This window comes from Glutamicibacter sp. MCAF14, from assembly GCF_052114325.1.
In the GTDB taxonomy this organism is placed as follows: Bacteria; Actinomycetota; Actinomycetes; order Actinomycetales; family Micrococcaceae; genus Glutamicibacter; species Glutamicibacter arilaitensis.
In genome coordinates, this window is sequence record NZ_JBFREO010000002.1 from 559,815 (window position 1) to 581,480 (window position 21,666).

Genomic DNA, 21,666 nt, shown 5'->3' on the forward strand with positions numbered 1-21,666 from the left:
CACAACGGGTTGCAACGACGCCACATCAAATTTTGCCGCAATCGAGTTAGAGGATGACTCCGCCATCATCGAAAGGCAGGGTATCTTCACCTGGGGTGATGATGCGCGCTGGCTTTGGCGCACCTGCTTCCGGGGCAAAACCGTTCTGATCCACAGGATCCGAAGCATCTTCGGTACCCGGTGCTGCGGAGGAATCCACGCCGCCGGTGACCGTGCCTCCAATGATGTTGATGGACTGGGCCAACGGGGCACCAGAACCATCACGCTTGCCGTATTCGGTAGGCAGCGCACGCACAACACCAGCTGCGGAGCTGGCTCGCGCCGGCCCCTGGCCGGCATAGCCGAGCTGCAGATGATCTTCACCCTTGACGAAGCGATGCGCACGCACACCGGCGGTAGCTCGTCCCTTGACAGGGAACTCAGAGAAGTCAGTAAGCTTCACCGACTGCCCCGAAGTGCCCGGCAGAGTCTGGGAACCGGCGGCAATCGTGGCTACCACTGCCTGCTCGGAGCCACCAGGAACTACACCGAAGAAGATGACCTGGTCATCGGCGCCGAGCTTGATGCCGTTCATGCCCTGTCCGGTGCGGCCCTGGGCGCGTACCACCGAAGCGCTGAACCGCAGCAGCTGAGCGTGCTTGGTAATGAATACCAGCTCATCGGCATCCTGGGCAGGTGCCGCGGCGACCACTACGTCCTTGTCCTTGAGCGTGATGGCTTCGAACTCATCACGGTTCAATGGGTAATCCGGGGTGACGCGCTTGACGACACCGTTCTTGGTGCCAATGGCGACGACCTGATTCAGCGGAACCAAAGCCGCCACGGTTTCGCCCTTTCCCAACTTGAGGAACTCAGCGATGGGCACGCCATGAGCCAGCTGCGGGAAACCGTGCGACTCGGGAAGCACCGGAACATCAATGAGCGAGATGCGCACAATCCGGCCGGTGGTAGTCAGTGCACCAATTTCACCGCGGGCGCTGGAAGCAACCTGCGAGGTGAGCACATCGTGCTTGATACGTGCCGCCGAGTGGTCCAAATCCGTTCGGTCCTGGGTGCGAGCGATCTGGCCTGTCGCCGAAAGCAGTACCCAGCATGGGGTGTCAGAAACTTCCATGGCCAGCTTGGCCTTTTTGCCGGTTCCAACTTCTTCAGGCAGTGCAGTGCCCTTCAGCGGTGCCAGCTGTGCAGACTTCAGCAACTTGGTGCGGCGCGGGGTGCCGAAGGTTTCGGCCATCTGGCCCAACTCATCGGAAACCAGATTGCGCAGCAGCTGATCGGATTCCAAAATAGCGCGCAGCTCTTCAATTTCCTTGCGCAGCTGTTCGGCTTCGGTTTCCAATTCCAGCTTGGAGTACTTGGTCAGCTGGCGCAGGCGCAGTTCCAGAATGTGGCTGGCCTGGGGTTCGCTGAGGTCGAAGACCGTCATCAGGCGTTCGCGAGCTTCAGCGGTCTGCTCCGAGGAACGGATGATGGCAATGACATCATCAATATCAACGATGGCGATGAGCAGGCCCTCAACCAGGTGCAAGCGATCTTCGCGCTTGGCCAGGCGGTGCGTGGTGCGTCGGCGTACGACATCCAGACGGTGGTCAACATATACGGTGAGCAGCTCGCGCAGACCCATGGTGCGTGGCTGGCCGTTGACCAGTGCGACGTTGTTGATGCCGAAGGAATCTTCCATCGGAGTGTACTTGTACAGGCTGGCAAGAACCGCGTTCGGATTGAACCCGTTCTTCAGTTCGATAACCAACTTCAAGCCGTGATGGCGGTCGGTAAGGTCAACGACATCGGAGATCCCGGAGATCTTCTTGTTATTGACGCCGTCCTTGATCTTTTCGATGACCTTTTCGGGGCCCACGCCGTAGGGAAGCTCGGTGACAACCAAGCCCGACTTGCGTGCCGAGATCTTTTCCAAAACCACGGTAGCGCGCGTGCGGAACAATCCGCGACCGGTGCGGTAGGCATCCTTGATTCCGTCCAAGCCGGTAACGCTGCCACCGGAAGGCAGGTCCGGGCCCGGGATGAACTTCATCAGTTCTTCGACGGTGGCTTCTGGGTCCACGAGCAGGTGCTGGGCCGCGGCGACAACTTCGCTCAAATTATGCGGAGCCATATTGGTGGCCATGCCCACGGCAATGCCGGTCGTGCCATTGACCAGAAGGTTCGGGAAGGCTGAGGGCAGCACTTCTGGTTGCATGAACTGGTTGTCGTAGTTCGGGACGAAGTTCACCACGTCTTCATCCAGGTTCGCGGTCATGGCAACAGCAGATGCTGCCAATCGGGCCTCGGTGTAACGCGGGGCTGCCGGGCCATCGTCCAGGGAACCGAAGTTGCCGTGGCCATCGATCAGCGGCAGGCGCAGGGAGAAGTCCTGGGCCAAGCGGACCATGGCGTCATAGATAGCCGTATCGCCGTGGGGGTGCAGCTTGCCCATGACTTCGCCGACCACACGGGCGGACTTGACGTGGCCCTTTTCTGGGCGCAGTCCCATCTGTGCCATCTGGAACAGGATGCGTCGCTGTACCGGCTTCAAGCCGTCGCGCGCATCGGGCAGCGCACGAGAATAAATAACGGAGTAGGCGTACTCCAAGAAGGAGGATTCCATTTCATTGGTCACGTCGATATCGACGATATTTTCAACGAAATCCTCTGGAATCTCTTCAGACTTCTTACGAGCCATTACTCTGTTCGTCCTTCATTTACTGTCTTAGGGCCAGAATTGTCGATTCTTCGTGTTGCGTCTGGGCGCAACAGCAAAGTGCCGACTATCCTAAGCCTATGGTGGATCGTAAACTTTCGGCGGCATATCCGGCGCATTGGGAAGCAGATGTTGTGCTTCGCGACGGGACTACGGCGCACTTGCGGCCAATTACGCCGCAGGATGCACACGCGCTTCAGGAGATGCATAAGCATCAATCTGAGACCTCAGTCTACTTACGCTATTTTACGTACAAGTCGTCGCTGACCCCTAAAGAACTGGATCGGTTCACCAATGTCGACCATGTGAATCGTGTCGCCTTCACCGTGGTTCGCGGCTCTAAAATCATCGGCGTGGGCCGTTATGACCGCTTGGATGACCCGCTCGAGGCCGAGGTCGCCTTCAACGTGTCTGACGAATACCAGGGGACCGGTATCGGTTCGATCCTCTTGGAGCACCTGGCCGCGGCAGCCCGCGAAAACGACATTGAAAAGTTCTCGGCCGAGGTCTTGCCGGAGAACCGGAAGATGCTCACCGTTTTCTCCGATGCTGGATACGCGGTGGCGCGCCACTTTGAAGATGGCGTGGTCATGCTCGAATTTTCCATCAGTCCGACAGAGAAGTCCCGGGAAGTTACCGAGGCGCGCGAACATCGCGCCGAAGCCAGCAGCGTTGCCGGCCTGCTAGCTCCGCAGTCAGTTGCCGTTATTGGTGCCAGCCGCACCTGGGGCAAGCTGGGGCACGATGTGCTGGAACAGATTATTGAAGCCGGCTACACCGGAGCCGTCTATGCGGTCAACGATGCTGCCTTGGAAGTTGGCGGGATGGTGGCCTACGGCAAGGTCACCGAAATTCCTGGCCCGGTGGATGTTGCTTTCCTGTGCATTCCACGGGACAGGGTCAACGACGCCATCAAGGACTGCGCAGCCCACGGAGTGAAATCGCTGGTGGTCATGACCAGCGGCTATGAAACTTCAGAAGGCTTGAGCGCTCAGCGCGAGCTGGTCTCGCTGGCCCGTGCCAACGGCATGCGCGTGGTGGGCCCAGGATCTGCTGGGCTGATAAATACCGACCCTCAAGTTAAGCTGCATGCCACCGGCAGCCAGCATATTCCAAAGGCCGGCAACGTCGGCTTCTTCACCCAGTCGGCAGCCATGGGAACCGTGATCCAGGGCGTTGCGCTGCAACAGGGCGTTGGCACGAGCAGCGCGATCTCCGCAGGTCTGCGTGCTGATGTTTCCGGCAACGACGCCATGCAATTCTTCGAAGATGATCCTCGGACCCACGTGGTCGCGTTGTACCTGGAATCTTTTGGTAACCCACGTAAGTTTGCGCGGATCGCGCGGCGTCTTGCCCGCAGCAAGCCAGTGATTGTGGCGAAAACCGATGTGATGGGCCGCCGCCTGCCACCGGGCCACTCGGTGCGGGTGGGCCAAGCAGCACCAGGGGCCATGAACGCAATCCTGCGCCAGTCCGGAGTGATACGGGTGAGGTCATCGGAAGAACTGCTGGATGTCACCTCGCTGCTCTCAGTTTTCCAGCCGCCCAAGGGGCCAAACGTTGCGGTCCTGTCCAACTCCTCAACGATCGCCGAGGTGGTCTGCGACGTAGCTGAGGACCGCAGCCTGAACACAATTGTTCAAACCGAAGAGCTGGACTACAGCATGGGCCAGTCCAAAGCGATTCCGCTGTTGCGCGCCCGGCTCAAGGAACTGGTGGAAAACCCAGAGATTCACAGCATCCTGCTGGCGCACCTGCCATACGACGAGCTGGATACCTCCGCAGTTTTGAAGGTCGCCAAAGAATTCAGCGATCAACCAAAACCTGTGGTGGCTCTGGTGCCAGGGCTGGCAGATACCAAGATCTCTGGTGGCTTGAAGCAGGGAGTGCCGCTGTATACCTCGCCAACTACCGCCATCGGCGCTTTGGCCAAGGCCTATGGCTACCAGCAATGGGTTGATGTTCCTTATGATCCGATGAAGGATCCAGAAGGAATCGACGTTGAAGGTGCTGCCCAATACCTGGACGAATTGGTGCAGAGCATCTCAGGGACGAACCTGCTGGAACTAAACGATGCACAGGTAGAGAAACTGCTGGAGTTCTACGGAATCAAGTTCCTCGCCCATCGAGTGGTGCACACCGCGCAAGAGGCCGTTGCCGCAGCCGAAGAATTTGGCTGGCCCGTCGCACTGAAAGCCAATGACCCTGACCTGCGTCAGCGACTGGATTTGGGCGGGGTGCGTTTGAGCATCCCCGATAAGAAGAGTTTGGAAGCGAACTTCACTCACATGAAGTCGTTGATGGCTGCCTATGGGGTGGATTCCCTTGAAGTCCAAAGCATGGCCCCGGCAGGCCAGGCCTGCGTAGTCAAAGCAGTCGAAGATCCATTGCTTGGACCGGTAATTTCCTTCGGGCTCAGTGGCGACCCGGTGAATCTGCTCGATGACTGGGCCCACGGAGTGGCACCGTTCTCGACCCACGATCTGGAACAGCTTATCCGCCGTCCGCGCAGCAGCGTGCGGCTCTTCGGATATCAGGGATTGCCCGCAGTGGATTTGGAAGGGCTGAAGGACTTCATCACTCGCGTTTCACTTTTGAAGGACAACCACCCTGAAGTGACGGTTGCTAAATTTGCGCCAATCACCGTTGCCGCAAACTCATTGAGCGTACTGGCCGTGAACATTCAGATCAGCAACGCCGAGCAGCGTACCGATAGCGTGCGACGGGCCTTGCGCAACTGACCTAAATCGTTGAAACGTGAATTGCCTGTGGGGACTGAGTAGAATTGAGCTATGAGCTCTCGAACGTATTCGACCACTCCTGGCGCTGAACTTCAGCATGATTTGGTCCGTGCGGGTTTTTATCCGCAGATGGTCCAAGACGTGCTGGCTGAAGCCATGATGGGTCAACCAGTGCTTGACCACTATGTACATTTGGAAACTCACTTCGACCATACCGAAGTGCACCGCCACATCACCGTCATGGTGATGAGCGAAAAAGTGTTATTCATCGTGCATGTTGATGACCAGCAGCTGGATGACCACGGCAAGGATGTCATGGCGCAGGTCTCTGTCGAAATGATTTCCTTGGCCCGCATCGCCTCCGTTGCCACGAGTTACGTTTACCACCAGCCGCAGCATTACTCGGCTGCCGACCCCGTCAAGGAATTGACCTTTGGCATGTCGTGGAATGGAACCAAGCGCATCGACCTGGCCCCAGCAGCCTGCGGTGACCCGCAGTGCGATGCAGACCATGGGCTTAACGGCACCTCGCAGCCGGAAGACTTGGTCATCCGGGTTAGCGCCGAGGCCGATGGCCAGCAGGCCGTGGACAAAGCCCGCGAATTCGCTGTCCGCCTGCGCCTGGCAACGATCGCCTAGGCATGCTCGAAGAAACGAAGCGCACTGACCTGCCAGTACCAGCCCAGAAAATCCCCGAAGCGCCCAAATACGGGCAGGCTACGCTTACGGAGATTCTTCCATCGGCAGCAGCCGCGATGGGAGTTCCCGGATTCGAGAACGTCCTAGGACTGGCCGAGACTAAGCGCGTCGCGCTGATTATGGTCGATGGGCTGGGGTGGAACCAGCTCAAGAGCCACCTGGGACATGCCCCATTCCTGCGCAGCCTTTTTGAAAGAGGACAGAAGCTAGGCACGGGTTTCCCTTCCACCACTGCGACCTCGCTAAGCAGTCTGGCCACAGGCCTGGCTCCCGGGCAGCACGGCATGGTGGGATATGACGTCATTGACCCGGCTAAGCGCCGGGTCGTCAACCAGCTTGGCGGGTGGCCAGGGGACCTGGACCCTAAAACGTGGCAGACTCAGCCGACCGTCTTTGAAAAGATCGCCGAACACGGGATCCACGTGGCCACGGTGTCTATCCCGATGTTTGCAAAGTCAGCCTTGACCAGGGCTTCGCTTCGCGGACCGAAGTTCGTTCCAGCGAACCAGCCTGCTGCACGCGCTCGGGCCACCCGGACCATCTTCGAATCGCACCGCAATTCGCTGGTTTACACCTACTTCAATGAGTTGGATAAGACCGGCCATAAATTCGGTGTCGATTCGAGCCAATGGCGAGACACGCTTGAAGAGTTGGACTACATTATCAAGAACCTGGTCTCCAAGCTTCCTGAGGAAACGACGGTGCTCATCACTGGAGACCACGGGATGGTGGATATTCCTGCCTCCCAGCGCATCGACTACAGTGAGCAGCCCGAACTGGTTGAAGGTGTCGAGCTGACCAGTGGCGAGCCGCGCGGTGCTCAACTGACCTTTGGTGCGCAGGCCGACGAAGCCTGCAAGCTGCGCGTGCGCGAGGCATGGCAGCGGGCTTATGGAACCAAGGCGTGGGTCATGAGCCGTGAGGAAGCCATTGAACGTGGTTACTTCGGGGAGATCACCCCGGAGCACGCAGCACGTCTGGGAGATCTGATGATCCTGGCTGCTGAGCCAATTGCCTTCTATGATGGACGCCGTGTGGCGCCGATGGCATTTGAAATGGTGGGACAGCACGGATCTCTCACCGCAGGGGAGCGGTTTATCCCGCTGCTGGTGCACCGCACCGAGTAGTACTCAACGCACCAAACACAAATAGGTATGGGAGCAACATTGAATCAATGTTGCTCCCATACCTATTTGTGTTCTACCTCGGCTGCGCCTTAGGAATCGGTGTCCTTCTTGCGCTTGCCGAACATGATGTCATCCCAGCTAGGAACCGAGGAACGCTTGGCCTTGCTGCGTGGAGCGGCGTCATCGCCCTGTTCAGCAGTCTTGTCCTCAGCACCGTTGGAATCTTCCTGGTCCTGATCGGTGACAATCACCAGCTGCGAGGTGCGCGCGGAGATGCCCTGCGGAAGATGCGGCAATGAATCCTCATCATCGGCATCGTACTTGCTCATGCCACGCTCGATGATCTCGTTGTAACGCGACTCGCGCTCGGAATCCTGCTCCTTGGGACGCTGACCGCGACGAGCGTTGAGCAAGGTGACCAGCTCTTCGGTCTCATCCGCTTCCGGAGTGCTGGAGGCAGCAGGGGACTCGGGTTCAGGCTGATTCAGCGCGGAGATCGGGCGAAAGTATTCGGGAGCGACCTGTTCGCTCAAAGTCTGCGCCCAACGGTTCAGGTTCTTCAAGGATTTGCGTGCCGGGGTAAATGCCCAACGCGCGACATTCGCTGAAGCCTCAGCCGATTCGGAGCCCAGGGACTCGACGTTTTCGGTGGGAAGCGGGGAATCGAACTGCACGGTGACGATCCACTGGCCTTCTGGATCCTTCCAAGCATTCCAGCGAGCCGACTCGGCATCGATATGGAGCTGATGCAGGCGGTGCATCACCATGGAGCCAAGATCAGCAGGCTCTTCACCGAAGACTTCACGGTACTCGGCATCCGTCTGCGGTCCGGAGACCTCGACGCGGCGGGCCAGCTCGGCGATGTGCTCGCGCTCGGCCAATACCGGGCCTTCGTATTTGACGATGTCCTCGACAGGGATGTCCCATTCGAGCGAGAGATCGTAGGCGGAAGCACCAGCGCGCACTCGCGCTTGAATTTCACGCGGCGAGTGGACCGAGGACTCCTCACGGTTCCTTGGAGCCCGCGAACGGGCGATTTCGGCCATTGCACTGCGCAGTGCATCATCAACGGGTAGCTCGAAGCTCATCCCGTCGTCACTGCTGACCTGCAGGCTGGAACCATTTTCATGAATCCCTACCAGTCTCAGCTGACGCATTTATACCCTCCACACGCTTTATTTCCTGTGTAAAACTTTGCCACCTCGAGGGCTGAATTCCTACCACCGCGCCGGGTGTGGCGCAAGATTAGTCATCAACCTCACGCAGTATTTTTCAGAACCGGCCGACCGTTGCTTAGTGTGGCGTGACCCGGGAATGGATTTGGCTGAAGAACGTTATACTTCTATGCCGGGATAAGTTTTCACCTTGTGAAGCGGCCGGTTGGGACGAAGACCTGCAGGAAAGAGCGAATTAACGATTATGGCAATTGAATCTGCTGCACCGGTAGCTATGTCAGAGGCGGATCGCGCCAAAGAAATCGCTCAGCTCAAGGCAGGCAAGACTGCAGCCATGGCCAATCTGATCGATGAGGCCGAGACGCCGTTAGCTGAAGAGTATGTGCTGCCCGGCGGAGAAGCAGCGCAAGAAGAAGTGAGCATCGAAATCCTGCCGGAGCAGGTCGATGAGTTCACCTGCGTTTCCTGCTTCATGGTGCGCCACCGTACACAGCTGGCCCGTGAAGAAAATGGGCAAAAATTCTGCAGCGAGTGCGAAGGCTAGAAGAAACCTGCAACAGCACTAAATAATGATGGCGTCCTGGACCTTGCGGTCCAGGACGCCATCATTGTCATGTGCGCAAAGCGGTACGGGGTTAGTCGTCAGAAGCGTCTTCTGCTTCTTCCAGCTTCGCTGCTTCGCTGATGCCTTCATCGGTGAATTCGTACATGACGCCGGACAGGGCTGCTGCCAGCTCTTCGGGGCGTCGGGTGGAGGTCAACCAGTAAGGAGTGGTGTCGCGCTCGTCAATGACTTCCATGCGCACTACGCCATCGATCCAGCCGCGCAACAGCATGTAAGCCAAGCCGTGAAGCTTCTGGCCGCGCTGCTTGAATCCTTCTTCACCGCGGTAACCGATGACTTCACCGATGTACTTGCGCTCGATGCTGGCTCGTCCCACGGTCACCAGATCGTTGGTGACTTCGATGGTCGGCACGCGCAAGAGGAAGACGACGACCAGGGAGATCAAGACAACGCCGCCGGCAACCCAGCCAACGATGGCGTTAACAGGCGCAAGGGCAACACCGGCGGTGATGGCGATGATGATGGGCCAAATCCAGGTGCTGGCAGATGGCCAAAGCTTTTCGCTGAACAGGACGGTTGAACCCTCTGGGCTGGAATTACTCATGGTTCCAAGTTTAGGCAATATTTCTTTGAATCATGACCTCGGTGCTGGGGGCAGGTGATTCCTAGGCGCGCGCGATAGAGTTAGGCACGAGAAAACTATCGAGTGACTATTTCACATAACTCCGGGGGACGACCTACACCGATGAGCGAACCATCAATTTCCGTTGCCATCAAGATGCTTGATCCCGACCTGCCGGTCCCAAGCTATGCCCACCCTTCCGATGCAGGTGCTGACTTGCACGCTCGTGAATCCTTGGTGCTTGAGCCCGGTGCTCGCGCGCTGATTCCAACGGGTATTGCCCTGGCCATTCCCCATGGCTATGTTGGCTTGGTGCACCCACGCAGCGGCTTGGCAGCCAATCACGGTATTACCGTGGTGAACGCACCGGGTACTGTAGACGCTGGGTACCGAGGTGAGATCATGGTCACTTTGCTGAACACGGACAAGTCAGCAGCTTTCGAAGTCAACCGCGGCGACCGCATCGCCCAGTTGGTCATCCAGAAAGTTGAGCGGGCCGTGTTCATTGAAGCCGATTCGCTAGACGATAGCGCTCGTGGCACCGGGGGATTCGGCTCGACCGGCGGATTCAACTCCAAGTAAGTACCCTTGAGGGCAAGACAAGATTTTCTAAGGACACCATGATTTTCAAGCGTAAGAAAGCCAACGAGCAGCCAGAAGCCGCCCCGGCTCCTGAAGCAGCTCAGGGTGAAACCGAGCCAAAAACCGGTCCGTTCGACTACAGCGATATCGAAGATACGCAGGAGTACTTGGACTTCGGCTCGATCCTGATCAAGCCAGTAACCGGCATGAAGGTCCGCATGGACGTCGAAGAGTCCAACAAGCGTGTGATCGCAGTGTCGCTGGAGATCGCCGAGTCGCGTATCCAGCTCATGGCTTTCTCCTCTTCGAAGTCCGAATCGCTGTGGCCAGGAATCAGCGACAAGATCAAGAACGACATCAACGCGCAGCAGGGTGAAATCTTCACCCGCGATGGCGAGTACGGTCCCGAGTTGCTGGCCAAGGTGCCGCAGCAGCTTCCAGATGGCCGTGCCGGCCATGTTGCACTGCGTTTCGTCGGCATCGACGGGCGCCGCTGGTTCCTGCGCGCAGTCATTGGCGGCGCAGCCATCAGCAACGAAGAAGCAGCCGGTGTCGTCGATGAGATTCTGCGCAACGTAGTGGTCAACCGCGGTGACAAGCCATTGCCACCAGCAGAACTGCTGCCGCTGAACGTTCCGTCCAATGCGCAGACCCGCCCAGCAAATGCCGAGCAGGCCCCGGATCTGAAGCGTCCGGAACGCGGACCAGAGATCACCCAGATCGGCTAATGAATGTCGCTGAAGGATAAGCCCGTCACAACGCAACTGGGCCCATCGGACCAGAAGCTTAGTTACGAGTGTGTGGAAGACCTGGAGCAGCTGCCTGCCCGCGGCCGAGTAAAGCATGCCGGGTACGTCCAGTCGGTCAGCTATTCCGCACCCAACGAGGCGCCATTGCTGACCGCCGTGGTGGTGGATCGGCTCGGCACCATGTCCGCTCGTCGTGGCACGGTCCCGCATGTGCGATTGATCTTCATGGGGCAGAAATCCGTTCCGGGCATCAAGCCGGGGGTGAAGGTCGAATACTCGGGCATGGTCGCTCTGGTGGAGCAGATCCCCACGATCTTCAACCCGCGCTACGTAATTGTTCCGGAGGCTCGCGGATAAACCGGGCAGCCCACAGGTTTTGAGCGCGCCAGGGTACTGGCGCCTAACTGGAAGTACACATGATGAACAACGAAGAACCTCGTCCGGAAGATGAATCCGCGCCGCAAGCCAAGCAGCCAAGCTTCGCGGAAATGATCGGTTCGAACTCCAGTATCGCGCAAAACGCTGACGGCGGGATCGACTTGCTCACCACCGTCGGAGGAGTGCGCGGAATTCTGGAGACGGTGCTTCCCGGTTTCCTCTTCATCATGGTTTTCGCGTTCACCAGCGACCTGACCTGGGCGCTGATCGCCTCGATCGGCCTTGGCGTGATCTTCATGATCATCCGCCTGGTCAAGCGCTCAACGCTGATTCAAGCAGGATCGGGGCTGCTGGGCATCTTGATCTGTGCCTTTGCCGCAAGGAATTCAGGCAACGCCAAAGACTACTACGTCCCAGGGTTCTACGTCTCAGCGGCCTACATGGTCGGCCTGATTATTTCGGTTGTAGTTCGCTGGCCGCTGATCGGCTTGCTCTTCGGCTTCATCCGCAATGAAGGCACCGAATGGCGCAAAAGGCCCGAACGGCTCCGCCGCTACCAGGTAGCTACCTGGATCTTGATTGCAGTGTTCGCCTTGCGCTTGGCAGTGCAGATCCCGATGTACTTCTCGGACCAGGTGGTGTCCTTGGGCTTGGCACGCGCCCTGATGGGCGTGCCGCTGTATGCCGCGGCCCTGTGGTTTGCCTGGCTGGTCTCCAGACCGGCTGTGGCAGCAGGCAGCGAGCCTAGCCCGCCAGGTCCAGCGGCCTAGCGGGTGGCGTCGCGCAAGGTGCGGCGCAACAGGGGTTCTGCTCCAGGGGTGGTGATGAAGAAGATTTCATCGCCACCCTCAATCACGTCATCAGCACTTGGCGGGAACGGCGTCTTATCGCGGACCACGGCCATCATGGTGGTGTCCTCGGGCCATGAGATACGGCCAATGCTGCGGCCAATCAACGCCGAGTCATGCGGGACGGTGAACTCGACCATGTAGACCTCGCCGGTCTTCAAGGTCAGCAGGCGCACCAGGTCGCCCACCTCTACGGCTTCTTCCACCAGCGCGGTCATCAGCCGCGGAGTGCTCACTGCGACATCTACGCCCCACGCATCGTCGAACATCCATTCATTCTTTGGATTGTTCACTCGGCCTACGGTACGGCGGATGCCGAATTCGCTCTTGGCCAGCAACGAGACCACAAGGTTCACCTTGTCATCGCCGGTCGCCGAAACGACGACGTCATATTCTTCAAGCTGGGCCTGCTGCAGGACCGCTAATTCGCAGGCATCGCCGATCAGCCACTTCACTGCTTCCAGATCGGCGCGGTCAGCCATTTCCGGCTGCAAGTCGATGAGCAGGACTTCGTGGTGGTTGATGACAAGTTCGCGGGCGATGGAGGAACCGACCGAGCCGGCCCCGGCAATCATGACCTTCATTGGGTGCCTCTCTGATTAGTCGTTGGAAAGTGGCGTTGGCGGGCTGGCGAGAATCTTTTCGACATCCTTGGTCTCATCAAGGCGCATCATCACATGCACCAGGTCCCCGCCCTGCAACCGGGTGCGGTTCTCCGGGATGGTTCCTTCTCCGAAGCGGGTCAGGTAGGCAACGCGTACCCCGGCTGCCGCTTCCAGATCCTTGACCAGGCGTCCATACCAGTCGCGGTGCAGTGCCACTTCGGAAAGCACCAGCCTGCCAGAAGGCTCGCGGAAGTCCCCGCGCATCGAATAGTCGGGCAAGATCCGGCGCAGCACCTGGTCGGTGCTCCAACGCACGGCAGCTACCGTGGGGATGCCCAAGCGCTGATAAATTTCTGCGCGTCCCGGGTCGTAGATGCGAGCCACCACATGGGGAACGTTATAGGTTTCGCGCGATACGCGAGTAGCGAGAATGTTGGAATTATCACCGCTGGATACCGCCGCGAACGCGTAGGCCTCGTCGATTTTGGCAGCTTCCAAGGTGTCCTTGTCGAACCCCATTCCGGTGACCGTGGTCCCGGTGAAGCTTTTGCTCAATCGGCGGAAGGCATGCGGGTCCTGATCAATGACTGCCACAGAATGCCCCGCTGAATCCAGCGTATGAGCCAACGAGACACCGACTCGTCCGCACCCCATGATCACGAAATGTGCCACCGAGAACTCCTTGGGTTTACTGCTTGATAGGTATCAACTGGCGCACACATGTTGTGTGCTTCGAATGCAACAATAGCGCTGATCGGGCTCAGATTATCTGTGGTGCGCCACCCGTGTGCCTTGCACCCTGCGATAACGTTGTCTCGTGCCTGCATTATTTGATGGTCTCAAGCGGATCCTCGTGGGCCGGCCTTTCAGAACTGAACAGCTGAATAAGAAGCCGCTCCCACCTAACGTTGCGTTGCCGATTTTCTCGTCGAGCGCCCTGTCGTCCTTGGCGTACGCGCCAGATGAAATCTTGCTGACCCTGGCCATGGCAGGCCTGGCTGCGACCATGCTTTCTCCGATGGTCGGGCTGGCTGTGCTTGCCGTGCTGGTGGTCCTGGTGCTCTCCTATCGCCAATCGGTGATGGAGTACCCTTCCGGCGGCGGCGACTACGAAATCGTCAAGAAGAACCTGGGCGCGCGTTCGGGAACGGCTGTGGCCGCTGCGCTGCTGGTGGACTTTGTCCTGACCGTTGCGGTGTCCAGTTCTTCAGCTGCCTTGTACCTCAGCGCCATTTTCCCGGCGCTGGGTGAATACAAAGCGTGGGTGGCCGCTGGTCTCGTAGCATTCCTCGTGGTGGGAAACCTGCGGGGCAAGGGACAGGGGCGCTGGACGTTGGCCATCCCGGTCTACCTCTTCGTCTTCGGCATGCTGGCGCTGGTAGCCATTGGCGGCGTGATGGCGGCAACCGGTTCACTGGGCCTTGCTCCGAGCGCGAACTTCACGATTGTTCCCGAGGCAGAATTTGCCAACGGGCTGCACGGGGTAGTCGGCGCACTGCTGATCCTGCGTGCTTTCAGCACCGGTTCTGCGGCGCTGACCGGCATCGAAGTTCCGATCTCCAACGTGCAGACCCTGGCCAAGCCGCGAGCCAAGAACGCGGCCCGGATCCTGCTGGTGCTGGGTCTGCTCTCGGGCGTGCTGACCCTGGGCACGCTGATGCTTGCCCGCGCCACCGGCATCAAGGTCGTCGCTGATCCGCAAGCCTCTTTCTTGCTCGATGGCGCACCCATCCCTGAAAGCTTTGTGCAGGTCCCGGTCTTGGGGCAGTTGGCCCAGGCAGTGTTTGGCGACTTCACCTTCGGGCTGGTCGTGGTTTCGGTGCTGACTATTGCGGTGCTGATGCTGGCTGGCAATCAGGCATTCAATTCCTTCCCGCTGCTGGCCAGCCACCTGGCTACCGACGGGTTCCTTCCACGGCAGCTGCGCACCCGAGGAGATCGCTTGGGGTTCTCCAACGGCATCCTGTCCCTGGGCGTGGCCGCGATTGCACTGGTGCTGTTGTTCCAAGGCGATGTCACCTTACTGGTCCAGCTCTACGTGGTAGGCGTCTTCGTGTCCTTCACGCTTAGCCAGCTGGGCATGCTCAAGCACTGGAAGCGCGTACTGGTCCCCATCGCTGACCGCAGGATCCGCGCGGCCAAGCAGCGCAAACGCCTGCTGAACCTCGTGGGACTGATTCTTTCGGCATTGGTCTTGGTGGTTGTCTTGGCCACCCGATTTGTCCACGGCGCCTGGTTGGCCGTGCTGGGCATTGTGGTGCTGATGGTGATTATGGATTCGCTGCAGCGCCACTACCAAAAGGTTGACGACGAACTGGCAGTAGATGAATCCGGTGCCGCGACTGCTTTGCCATCGCGCGTGCACGCCCTGGTGCTGGTATCCACCGTGCGCAAGCCGGTGCTGCGCGCCCTGGCCTTCGCCCGTGCATCGCGCCCATCCAAGCTTGAGGCAATCATCGTGGATGTGGAGCGCGGCAAGACCGAGAAGACCCTGCAGGACTGGGAGAGGCTGCAAATTCCGGTGCCGATCACGGCGCTGGCTTCCCCCTATCGAGACATTCCCGGGGCGTTGATTGAGCATATTCGTTCGATCAAGCGCGAATCCCCGCGGGAGCTGATTGTTGTCTATATCCCGGAATACGTTGTGGGCCACTGGTGGGAACAGCTGGTGCACAACCAAACAGCCTTGCGCGTGAAGAACCGCTTGCACTATGAACCAGGCGTGCTGATTGCCTCGGTGCCATGGCGCCTGCTCAGTGCTTCGCGCGCCCTCGGTGGCGGGGCCACTGAAGAGTCCTCGGCACACCGCCAAATTTAATGCTTCTGATGAAAGATCAAGAACGATGACTGAATCACCAACTCTGACCGTCCGCCTGGGCAAGATCGCCCATGGCGGCCACACCGTCGCCCGCCATGAAGGCCGCGTGATTTTCGTACGCCACGGCATCCCCGGAGAGCTGGTGAACGTACGCCTGACCGACTCGGCGCCCGAGGCCAAGTTCTGGCGTGCCGATGTCACCGAGGTGCTGGAAGCCAGCGAGCACCGCGTGCCGCATTTCTGGGATGCGGCTGATGCCTTGAAGCACCGTGATCCAGTCGGCGGGGCCGAATTCGGCCACATGAGCCTGGAATACCAGCGTGAGCTGAAGTCGCAGGTTGCCGCCGAGCAGCTGACCCGTCTGGGCGGACTGAAGGCAGAAGACTACAACTTCCCTGCAGTTCAGGGCGTCAAGGGTTCAGCTGATGGCTTGGGCTGGCGTACCCGCATGTCCTATTCGGTCGATGCCCAGGGCAATCTCGCAATGAGTGCCTTCCGCAGCAACGAGCTGATCAGCATCTCGCAGATGCCGCTGGCACACCCGGCTATCGAGGCTACCGGCCTGTACTCCGTTGACTACTCGGGCATTGAGCGTGTGGAAGCTGCGGTGTCCAGCCAGGATGACCGCACCGTGCTGATCCTGCTTGCCGAAGCCCGCGATGGCGCTGCGGCAAAGGTGGCTAAGCAGTTCCCTGAGGGCGTGAACGTTGCTTCCTTCAGCCAGCATGGCGGTTCGGCAGCCGATGGCAAGGGCAGCTTGCAGACCTTGGCCGGTTCGGCGCACCTGACCGAAAAGGTGCTGGGGGAGAAGTTCCGCATTACCGGTGAAGGCTTCTGGCAGGTGCACCGTGAAGCGGCCAGCCTGCTCTCTTCTCGGGTTATCGAGCTGACCGAACCTGCCGCGGGCGAGCAAATTGCCGATCTCTATGCCGGGGCCGGACTCTTCTCCGTGCCGTTGGCCAAGGCGGTTGGCACCGGGGGCCGGGTCTTCTCGATTGAAGGCGCTCCGGGAACCCACGCCGATGCGAAGAAGAACCTGCGCGATTATTCGCAGGCCACGGTAATCCGCGGCCGTGTTGAGCGAGTGTTACGCCAGGTCGCACACGATGCGACTTTGGATGCCGTAGTGCTTGATCCACCGCGTACCGGTCTGGAAAAGCAGGTCGCCGCCGAACTGGCTTCCAGTGGCGTTTCGCGTATTTGTTACGTCTCCTGCGATCCGGCGGCTTTTGCCCGGGATACCGCGCGTTTGATGGGCCGCGACTATGAATTAGATCATTTGGAGATTCACGATTTGTACCCGCACACCCACCATATGGAGTCCATTGGACTCTTCGTGCGCCGTTAAGCATCAGAATTTGTCCGTTTAGACACGAATTTGGCTGAAAATTTATTCCGAGGAGTCTTTTTAACTGCTTTGGCGATAGACTGTTTTTAGCTCTGCCACGCTAGGGCCCTGACTATCTCAGTTAGGGACTCCTAACTGGAATAGCAGTGTGCGTGTGCAACAGAATGAGTGTCTGGCGAGAGGAGTCCCACGTGAGCAATGTGGACAGCTTCGGTGCCAAGGGCGTACTTGACGTCAATGGAACCGAATACGAAATTTACCGACTAAATACGGTTGAAGGCTCGGACAGCCTTCCTTACAGCCTTAAGGTTCTTCTTGAGAACCTGCTTCGCACCGAAGACGGCGCGAACGTAACTAACGAGCACATCAATGCACTGGGTCAGTGGGATGCTTCGGCTCAGCCGAACACCGAGATCCAGTTCACCCCTGCACGTGTGCTGATGCAGGACTTCACCGGTGTGCCTTGTGTCGTTGACCTGGCAACCATGCGCGAGGCCGTCAAGGACCTCGGCGGTGACCCAACCCGCGTTAACCCGCTGGCACCTGCTGAAATGGTTATCGACCACTCCGTGCAGATCGACACCTTCGGTTTCGAAGGCGCTGTCGAGCGCAACATGGAGATCGAGTACCAGCGCAACGGCGAGCGTTACCAGTTCCTGCGCTGGGGCCAGACTGCGTTTGACGACTTCAAGGTCGTCCCACCAGGCACCGGCATCGTGCACCAGGTCAACATCGAGTACCTGGCACGCACCGTCATGACCCGCGAGGTCGACGGCGTACTGCGCGCTTACCCAGATAGCTGCGTAGGCACCGACTCCCACACCACCATGGTCAACGGCCTGGGCGTGCTGGGTTGGGGCGTTGGCGGCATTGAGGCCGAAGCAGCAATGCTCGGCCAGCCTGTCTCCATGCTGATCCCACGCGTTGTCGGCTTCAAGCTGGCAGGTTCGATCCCAGCTGGCGCTACCGCAACCGACGTGGTGCTGACCATCACCGAAATGCTGCGCAAGCACGGTGTTGTTGGCAAGTTCGTTGAGTTCTACGGCGAAGGCGTGGCCGCAGTGCCACTGGCTAACCGTGCAACCATCGGCAACATGTCCCCAGAATTCGGCTCGACCGCCGCAATGTTCCCAATCGACGATGTCACCCTCGACTACCTGCGCCTGACCGGCCGCAGCGAAGAGAACGTGGCACTGGTCGAGGCTTACGCCAAGGAACAGGGCATGTGGCACGATCCAAGCCGCGAGATCCGTTTCTCGGAATACCTCGAACTGGACCTGTCCACCGTGGTTCCATCGATCGCCGGCCCGAAGCGTCCACAGGACCGCATCGAGCTGTCGAGCTCGAAGGAGCAGTTCCGCAAGGACCTGCACAACTACGTATCGGACGCCGAGGACACCCAGGGCGCTGGCCGCCCATCGGTAGCCGTCGAGGTCACCAAGGAAGATGGCACCCAGTTCACCCTGGACCACGGCCTGGTTTCGATCGCTTCGATCACCTCGTGCACCAACACCTCCAACCCTTCGGTCATGCTGGCCGCAGCCGTACTGGCTCGCAACGCAGCTGACAAGGGCCTGACCTCCAAGCCATGGGTCAAGACTTCGGTCGCACCAGGCTCGAAGGTTGTAACCGAGTACTACGAGAAGTCCGGCCTGCTGCCATACCTGGAGAAGCTCGGCTTCTTCGTTGTCGGCTACGGTTGCGCAACTTGCATCGGTAACTCCGGTCCACTGGATGCTGAGATCTCCGAGGCCATCAACGCCAACGATCTCGCAGCAACCGCAGTCCTGTCGGGTAACCGCAACTTCGAAGGCCGCATCAACCCGGACGTGAAGATGAATTACCTGGCTTCCCCGCCACTGGTCATCGCTTACGCACTGGCTGGCACCATGGACTTCGACTTCGAAACCGACGCACTGGGCCAGGACGCCGAGGGCAACGATGTCTTCCTGAAGGACATCTGGCCATCGCCTGTCGAGGTCCAGGAGATCATTGACTCGTCGATTGACAAGGAAATGTTCGCTAAGGGCTACGACGGAGTCTTCGAAGGCGACGCACGCTGGAAGGCACTGGATACCCCAGAGGGTTCCACCTTCGCATGGGACGAGAAGTCGACCTACGCACGCAAGGCACCTTACTTCGACGGCATGACCGCAGAACCACAGCCAGTTGAGGACATCAACGGCGCTCGCGTGCTGCTGAAGCTGGGCGACTCGGTCACCACCGACCACATCTCGCCTGCAGGTTCGTTCAAGTCGGAAACCCCGGCTGGCCGCTACCTGATCGAGAACGGCGTGGATCGCAAGGACTTCAACTCCTACGGCTCGCGCCGTGGTAACCACGAAGTCATGATCCGCGGTACCTTCGCGAACATCCGCATCAAGAACCAGCTGCTGGACGGCGTCGAGGGTGGCTTCACCCGCGACTTCACCCAGGAAGGTGCTCCGCAGGCTTACGTCTACGACGCTGCAGAGAACTACAAGGCTTCTGGCACCCCGCTGGTCGTTCTGGGCGGCAAGGAATACGGTTCGGGCTCCTCGCGTGACTGGGCTGCCAAGGGCACCGCATTGCTGGGTGTCAAGGCTGTCATCACCGAGTCGTTCGAGCGTATCCACCGTTCGAACCTGATCGGCATGGGCGTTCTGCCACTGCAGTTCCCTGAAGGCGAGTCCGCTGATTCACTGGGTCTGACCGGTACCGAAACCTTCGCAGTTTCCGGCGTGACCGAGCTGAACAACGGCACCACCCCGAAGACCCTGAAGGTCACCGCAACCGCTGAAGACGGCAAGGTTACCGAGTTCGACGCAGTTCTGCGCATCGACACCCCAGGTGAAGCTGACTACTACCGCAACGGTGGCATCCTGCAGTACGTACTGCGCCAGATCGCTGCTGCTAACTAGTAGATCCACTTCGGCTCCGGTCGAAGGGCATCTGTAGGTAGATCCGCATCGCGGACAAGATTTAGGACCCAAGGCAATTGCCTTGGGTCCTAAGTCGTTTAAGCCCGCTTTTGCGCTAGCAGATGCCCATGGGTGCGAGCTTCTGCCCGAGTGCGGGTGCCGGCCTGAAGCACCTTCAGTCCGGCCTGTTCCAAGAGCAGCGTTAGATCCGCCGGAGGCCAACACCAGGCCAGGGCGACTTGGTGCGCAAAGGCCTCCAGCTGATCGCTGGCAAAGAATCCGAGCAAGAGCGTTCCGCCTGGTTTCAGCACCCGGGCCAGCTCATTCAACAGCGGTCCTAGCTCGGCCGGTGGAGCATGGATTACCGAATACCAGGCGAGCACCCCGGAAAAATGCTGATCGTCAAATGGCAGGTGCGCCAGATCAGCGCGCAGGAATTCTGGTTTCTGAAAGTTTGCACGCGCATATTCCAAGAACTCGGGCACAAGATCAACGCCAGTGGCGCACCGATGAGCATCAGCCGCAGCCAGCGTCAAGTACTGGACCATGGATCTGTGCGGCCCACTGCGCAATCAGTTCCCGGTCTTGATCCTCCGCCTGCTCTGGCGCCCCAAACATATCGATGTAGGCTTCTGCTACCTGCGAATATCGGTAGGCAGTTTCACCGGTGCGCTCAGGAATGTCCATGCAACCAGCCTAGCGAGCTGCCACTGGCAGGGGAGAATCTTTGCCAGGCACCCCAAAAATCTCCGGCAACCAAGTGATTCCAAACTATGAGGAGGATTGATCGATGGCTGCTCCAGCGCTTGAAGACTTGCTGCCATCAGCGCACGCACAGCAGATACGCCAGTGGCTTGGCCCGGTTGACGTCGTGGCCGACATGTCATGGAACCTCACCGACACCAAGGTCCTGCATTTGCGGGCCGGAACACGTCATGTCGTAGCCAAGACCGGGGGAGAAGCCAACCACCATCTGGACCGAGAGATCCTAGCCCACCGCAGCTACACCGGGCCATTGAAAAATGCAGGACTGGCAGCACAGCTGCTGCACGCAAGTCACAGCTTGCGCTTGGCGATCATGGATTACCAGCCCGGGGAACTAAGCGCAGGAACGGCCTGGGAATTCGACCCGGAAGTCCATCAGCAGGCGGGCAGTGCGCTCAAGCTCCTGCATGCACAAGAACAACAACTGGATCATGGCTACGAAGCGCGGCTGACGCGCAAGTTCCTCCTGCTCTTAGACCGCAAGCATCGCATTGAACCAGCGCTCTGCGAGCGGATCGAGAACATCCTCAAAAACTACGATCCGAAACCTGCCATCTTGGTGCCAACCCATGGAGATTGGCAACCGCGCAACTGGCTCGTTGATCGCGGCAAGCTTCGCATCATTGACTTCGGCCGATTCGAATTCCGTCCCGCTGCCAGCGACTTCGCGCGGCTAGCGGTGCAACAGTGGAAAGGGCGTGCGGATTTGGAAGCTGCGTTCCTGCGCGGATACGGCGGCGACCCGCGAGAGGAAAAGGCCTGGGGGATCATGGAATTGCGCGAAGGGATCGGAACTGCGGTCTGGGCTCATGAAGTCGGTGACGAGGTATTTGAAGCCCAGGGACACCAAATGCTGGCTGATACGCTTGCCCGCATGGAAAATGGACAGAGCCGGTCACAGCTTCCAGAAGGTAGTGAACGTCATTGCTAGGAAATTAGCACCGGCAAGATGGTTGGCGGATAATGAAAGAAGCCTTGAACGCGGTAAACTAGGTATTTCGCATAGGCATTCAAGCCTACTGTCGGCGAATTTGTGAAGGGGATGA

19 protein-coding genes are annotated in these 21,666 nt (G+C 59.0%); 12 read left to right on the forward strand and 7 right to left on the reverse strand.

The genetic code is table 11. The annotated features are described in order from the left end of the window. Positions 1-46 precede the first annotated feature (46 nt). Positions 47-2,680: a DNA gyrase/topoisomerase IV subunit A gene (locus AB4Y71_RS05180; RefSeq protein ID WP_441718417.1), complete on the reverse strand. Its 2,634-nt coding sequence runs from the start codon at positions 2,678-2,680 to the stop codon at positions 47-49. Positions 2,681-2,778: 98 nt separating this feature from the next. Between AB4Y71_RS05180 and AB4Y71_RS05185 the strand changes: the two genes are divergently transcribed. The 3 genes from AB4Y71_RS05185 to AB4Y71_RS05195 are packed head-to-tail and all read left to right on the forward strand — an operon-like array spanning position 2,779 to position 7,265. After that, entirely contained in the window at positions 2,779-5,439 is a 2,661-nt protein-coding gene (locus AB4Y71_RS05185; protein WP_441718420.1) for a bifunctional acetate--CoA ligase family protein/GNAT family N-acetyltransferase, read from the forward strand. A gap of 51 nt (positions 5,440-5,490) precedes the next feature. Further along, entirely contained in the window at positions 5,491-6,078 is a 588-nt protein-coding gene (locus AB4Y71_RS05190; RefSeq protein WP_013349355.1) for a DUF5998 family protein, read from the forward strand. A 2-nt stretch (positions 6,079-6,080) separates the two neighbouring features. Continuing rightward, the gene (locus tag AB4Y71_RS05195; RefSeq protein WP_441718423.1) at positions 6,081-7,265 is read left to right on the forward strand and encodes an alkaline phosphatase family protein; all 1,185 of its coding nucleotides are present in this window, start codon (positions 6,081-6,083) and stop codon (positions 7,263-7,265) included. 89 nt (positions 7,266-7,354) lie between these two features. Here AB4Y71_RS05195 and sepH read toward each other — a convergent pair whose 3' ends face one another. Next, a complete protein-coding gene (gene sepH, locus AB4Y71_RS05200; RefSeq protein ID WP_441718426.1) occupies positions 7,355-8,422 on the reverse strand; it encodes a septation protein SepH in 1,068 nt (355 codons plus the stop codon). A gap of 262 nt (positions 8,423-8,684) precedes the next feature. Here sepH and AB4Y71_RS05205 point away from each other — a divergent pair, with 262 nt between their 5' ends. Beyond that, positions 8,685-8,984 carry a DUF4193 family protein gene (locus tag AB4Y71_RS05205; protein ID WP_102597471.1) on the forward strand — a complete coding sequence of 100 codons (300 nt, stop codon included), beginning with the start codon at positions 8,685-8,687 and terminating at the stop codon, positions 8,982-8,984. Between the two features lie 91 nt (positions 8,985-9,075). Here AB4Y71_RS05205 and AB4Y71_RS05210 read toward each other — a convergent pair whose 3' ends face one another. Further along, positions 9,076-9,609, reverse strand: a complete 534-nt coding sequence (locus tag AB4Y71_RS05210; protein WP_013349351.1) for a DUF3093 domain-containing protein — start codon at positions 9,607-9,609, stop codon at positions 9,076-9,078. Between the two features lie 141 nt (positions 9,610-9,750). Here AB4Y71_RS05210 and dut point away from each other — a divergent pair, with 141 nt between their 5' ends. From dut to AB4Y71_RS05230, 4 genes are all read left to right on the forward strand, one after another. Beyond that, on the forward strand, positions 9,751-10,209 hold the full coding sequence (dut, locus tag AB4Y71_RS05215) for a dUTP diphosphatase (protein ID WP_441718428.1): 459 nt from the start codon (positions 9,751-9,753) through the stop codon (positions 10,207-10,209). A 38-nt stretch (positions 10,210-10,247) separates the two neighbouring features. After that, positions 10,248-10,937: a DUF3710 domain-containing protein gene (locus AB4Y71_RS05220; RefSeq protein ID WP_134779922.1), complete on the forward strand. Its 690-nt coding sequence runs from the start codon at positions 10,248-10,250 to the stop codon at positions 10,935-10,937. A 72-nt stretch (positions 10,938-11,009) separates the two neighbouring features. Beyond that, positions 11,010-11,315: a hypothetical protein gene (locus AB4Y71_RS05225; RefSeq protein WP_102597474.1), complete on the forward strand. Its 306-nt coding sequence runs from the start codon at positions 11,010-11,012 to the stop codon at positions 11,313-11,315. Positions 11,316-11,374: 59 nt separating this feature from the next. Further along, complete coding sequence (locus AB4Y71_RS05230) at positions 11,375-12,106, forward strand: DUF3159 domain-containing protein (protein ID WP_441718430.1); 732 nt, start codon at positions 11,375-11,377, stop codon at positions 12,104-12,106. Here AB4Y71_RS05230 and AB4Y71_RS05235 read toward each other — a convergent pair. Next, on the reverse strand, positions 12,103-12,768 hold the full coding sequence (locus AB4Y71_RS05235; RefSeq protein ID WP_013349346.1) for a potassium channel family protein: 666 nt from the start codon (positions 12,766-12,768) through the stop codon (positions 12,103-12,105). The genes AB4Y71_RS05230 and AB4Y71_RS05235 overlap by 4 nt on opposite strands. A 15-nt stretch (positions 12,769-12,783) precedes the next feature. Beyond that, positions 12,784-13,461: a potassium channel family protein gene (locus AB4Y71_RS05240; RefSeq protein WP_013349345.1), complete on the reverse strand. Its 678-nt coding sequence runs from the start codon at positions 13,459-13,461 to the stop codon at positions 12,784-12,786. A gap of 145 nt (positions 13,462-13,606) precedes the next feature. Here AB4Y71_RS05240 and AB4Y71_RS05245 point away from each other — a divergent pair, with 145 nt between their 5' ends. The 3 genes from AB4Y71_RS05245 (at position 13,607) to acnA (ending at position 19,855) form a co-directional block, all read left to right on the forward strand. Then, on the forward strand, positions 13,607-15,607 hold the full coding sequence (locus tag AB4Y71_RS05245) for an APC family permease (RefSeq protein WP_013349344.1): 2,001 nt from the start codon (positions 13,607-13,609) through the stop codon (positions 15,605-15,607). A gap of 25 nt (positions 15,608-15,632) precedes the next feature. Further along, a complete protein-coding gene (locus AB4Y71_RS05250) occupies positions 15,633-16,955 on the forward strand; it encodes a class I SAM-dependent RNA methyltransferase (RefSeq protein WP_441718432.1) in 1,323 nt (440 codons plus the stop codon). A 164-nt stretch (positions 16,956-17,119) separates the two neighbouring features. Beyond that, positions 17,120-19,855 (forward strand): aconitate hydratase AcnA, encoded by a 2,736-nt coding sequence (acnA, locus tag AB4Y71_RS05255; protein ID WP_441718435.1) that lies wholly within the window; start codon positions 17,120-17,122, stop codon positions 19,853-19,855. A gap of 98 nt (positions 19,856-19,953) precedes the next feature. On the opposite strand, the gene AB4Y71_RS05260 is transcribed toward acnA, so the two are convergent. After that, entirely contained in the window at positions 19,954-20,403 is a 450-nt protein-coding gene (locus AB4Y71_RS05260; protein ID WP_441718438.1) for a class I SAM-dependent methyltransferase, read from the reverse strand. Continuing rightward, entirely contained in the window at positions 20,372-20,542 is a 171-nt protein-coding gene (locus AB4Y71_RS05265; protein ID WP_441718441.1) for a hypothetical protein, read from the reverse strand. Before AB4Y71_RS05265 ends, AB4Y71_RS05260 begins: the two co-directional genes overlap by 32 nt. 103 nt (positions 20,543-20,645) lie before the next feature. On the opposite strand from AB4Y71_RS05265, the gene AB4Y71_RS05270 reads away from it, so the two are divergent. Next, complete coding sequence (locus tag AB4Y71_RS05270) at positions 20,646-21,551, forward strand: phosphotransferase (RefSeq protein ID WP_441696336.1); 906 nt, start codon at positions 20,646-20,648, stop codon at positions 21,549-21,551. The last annotated feature ends 115 nt before the right edge of the window (positions 21,552-21,666 follow it).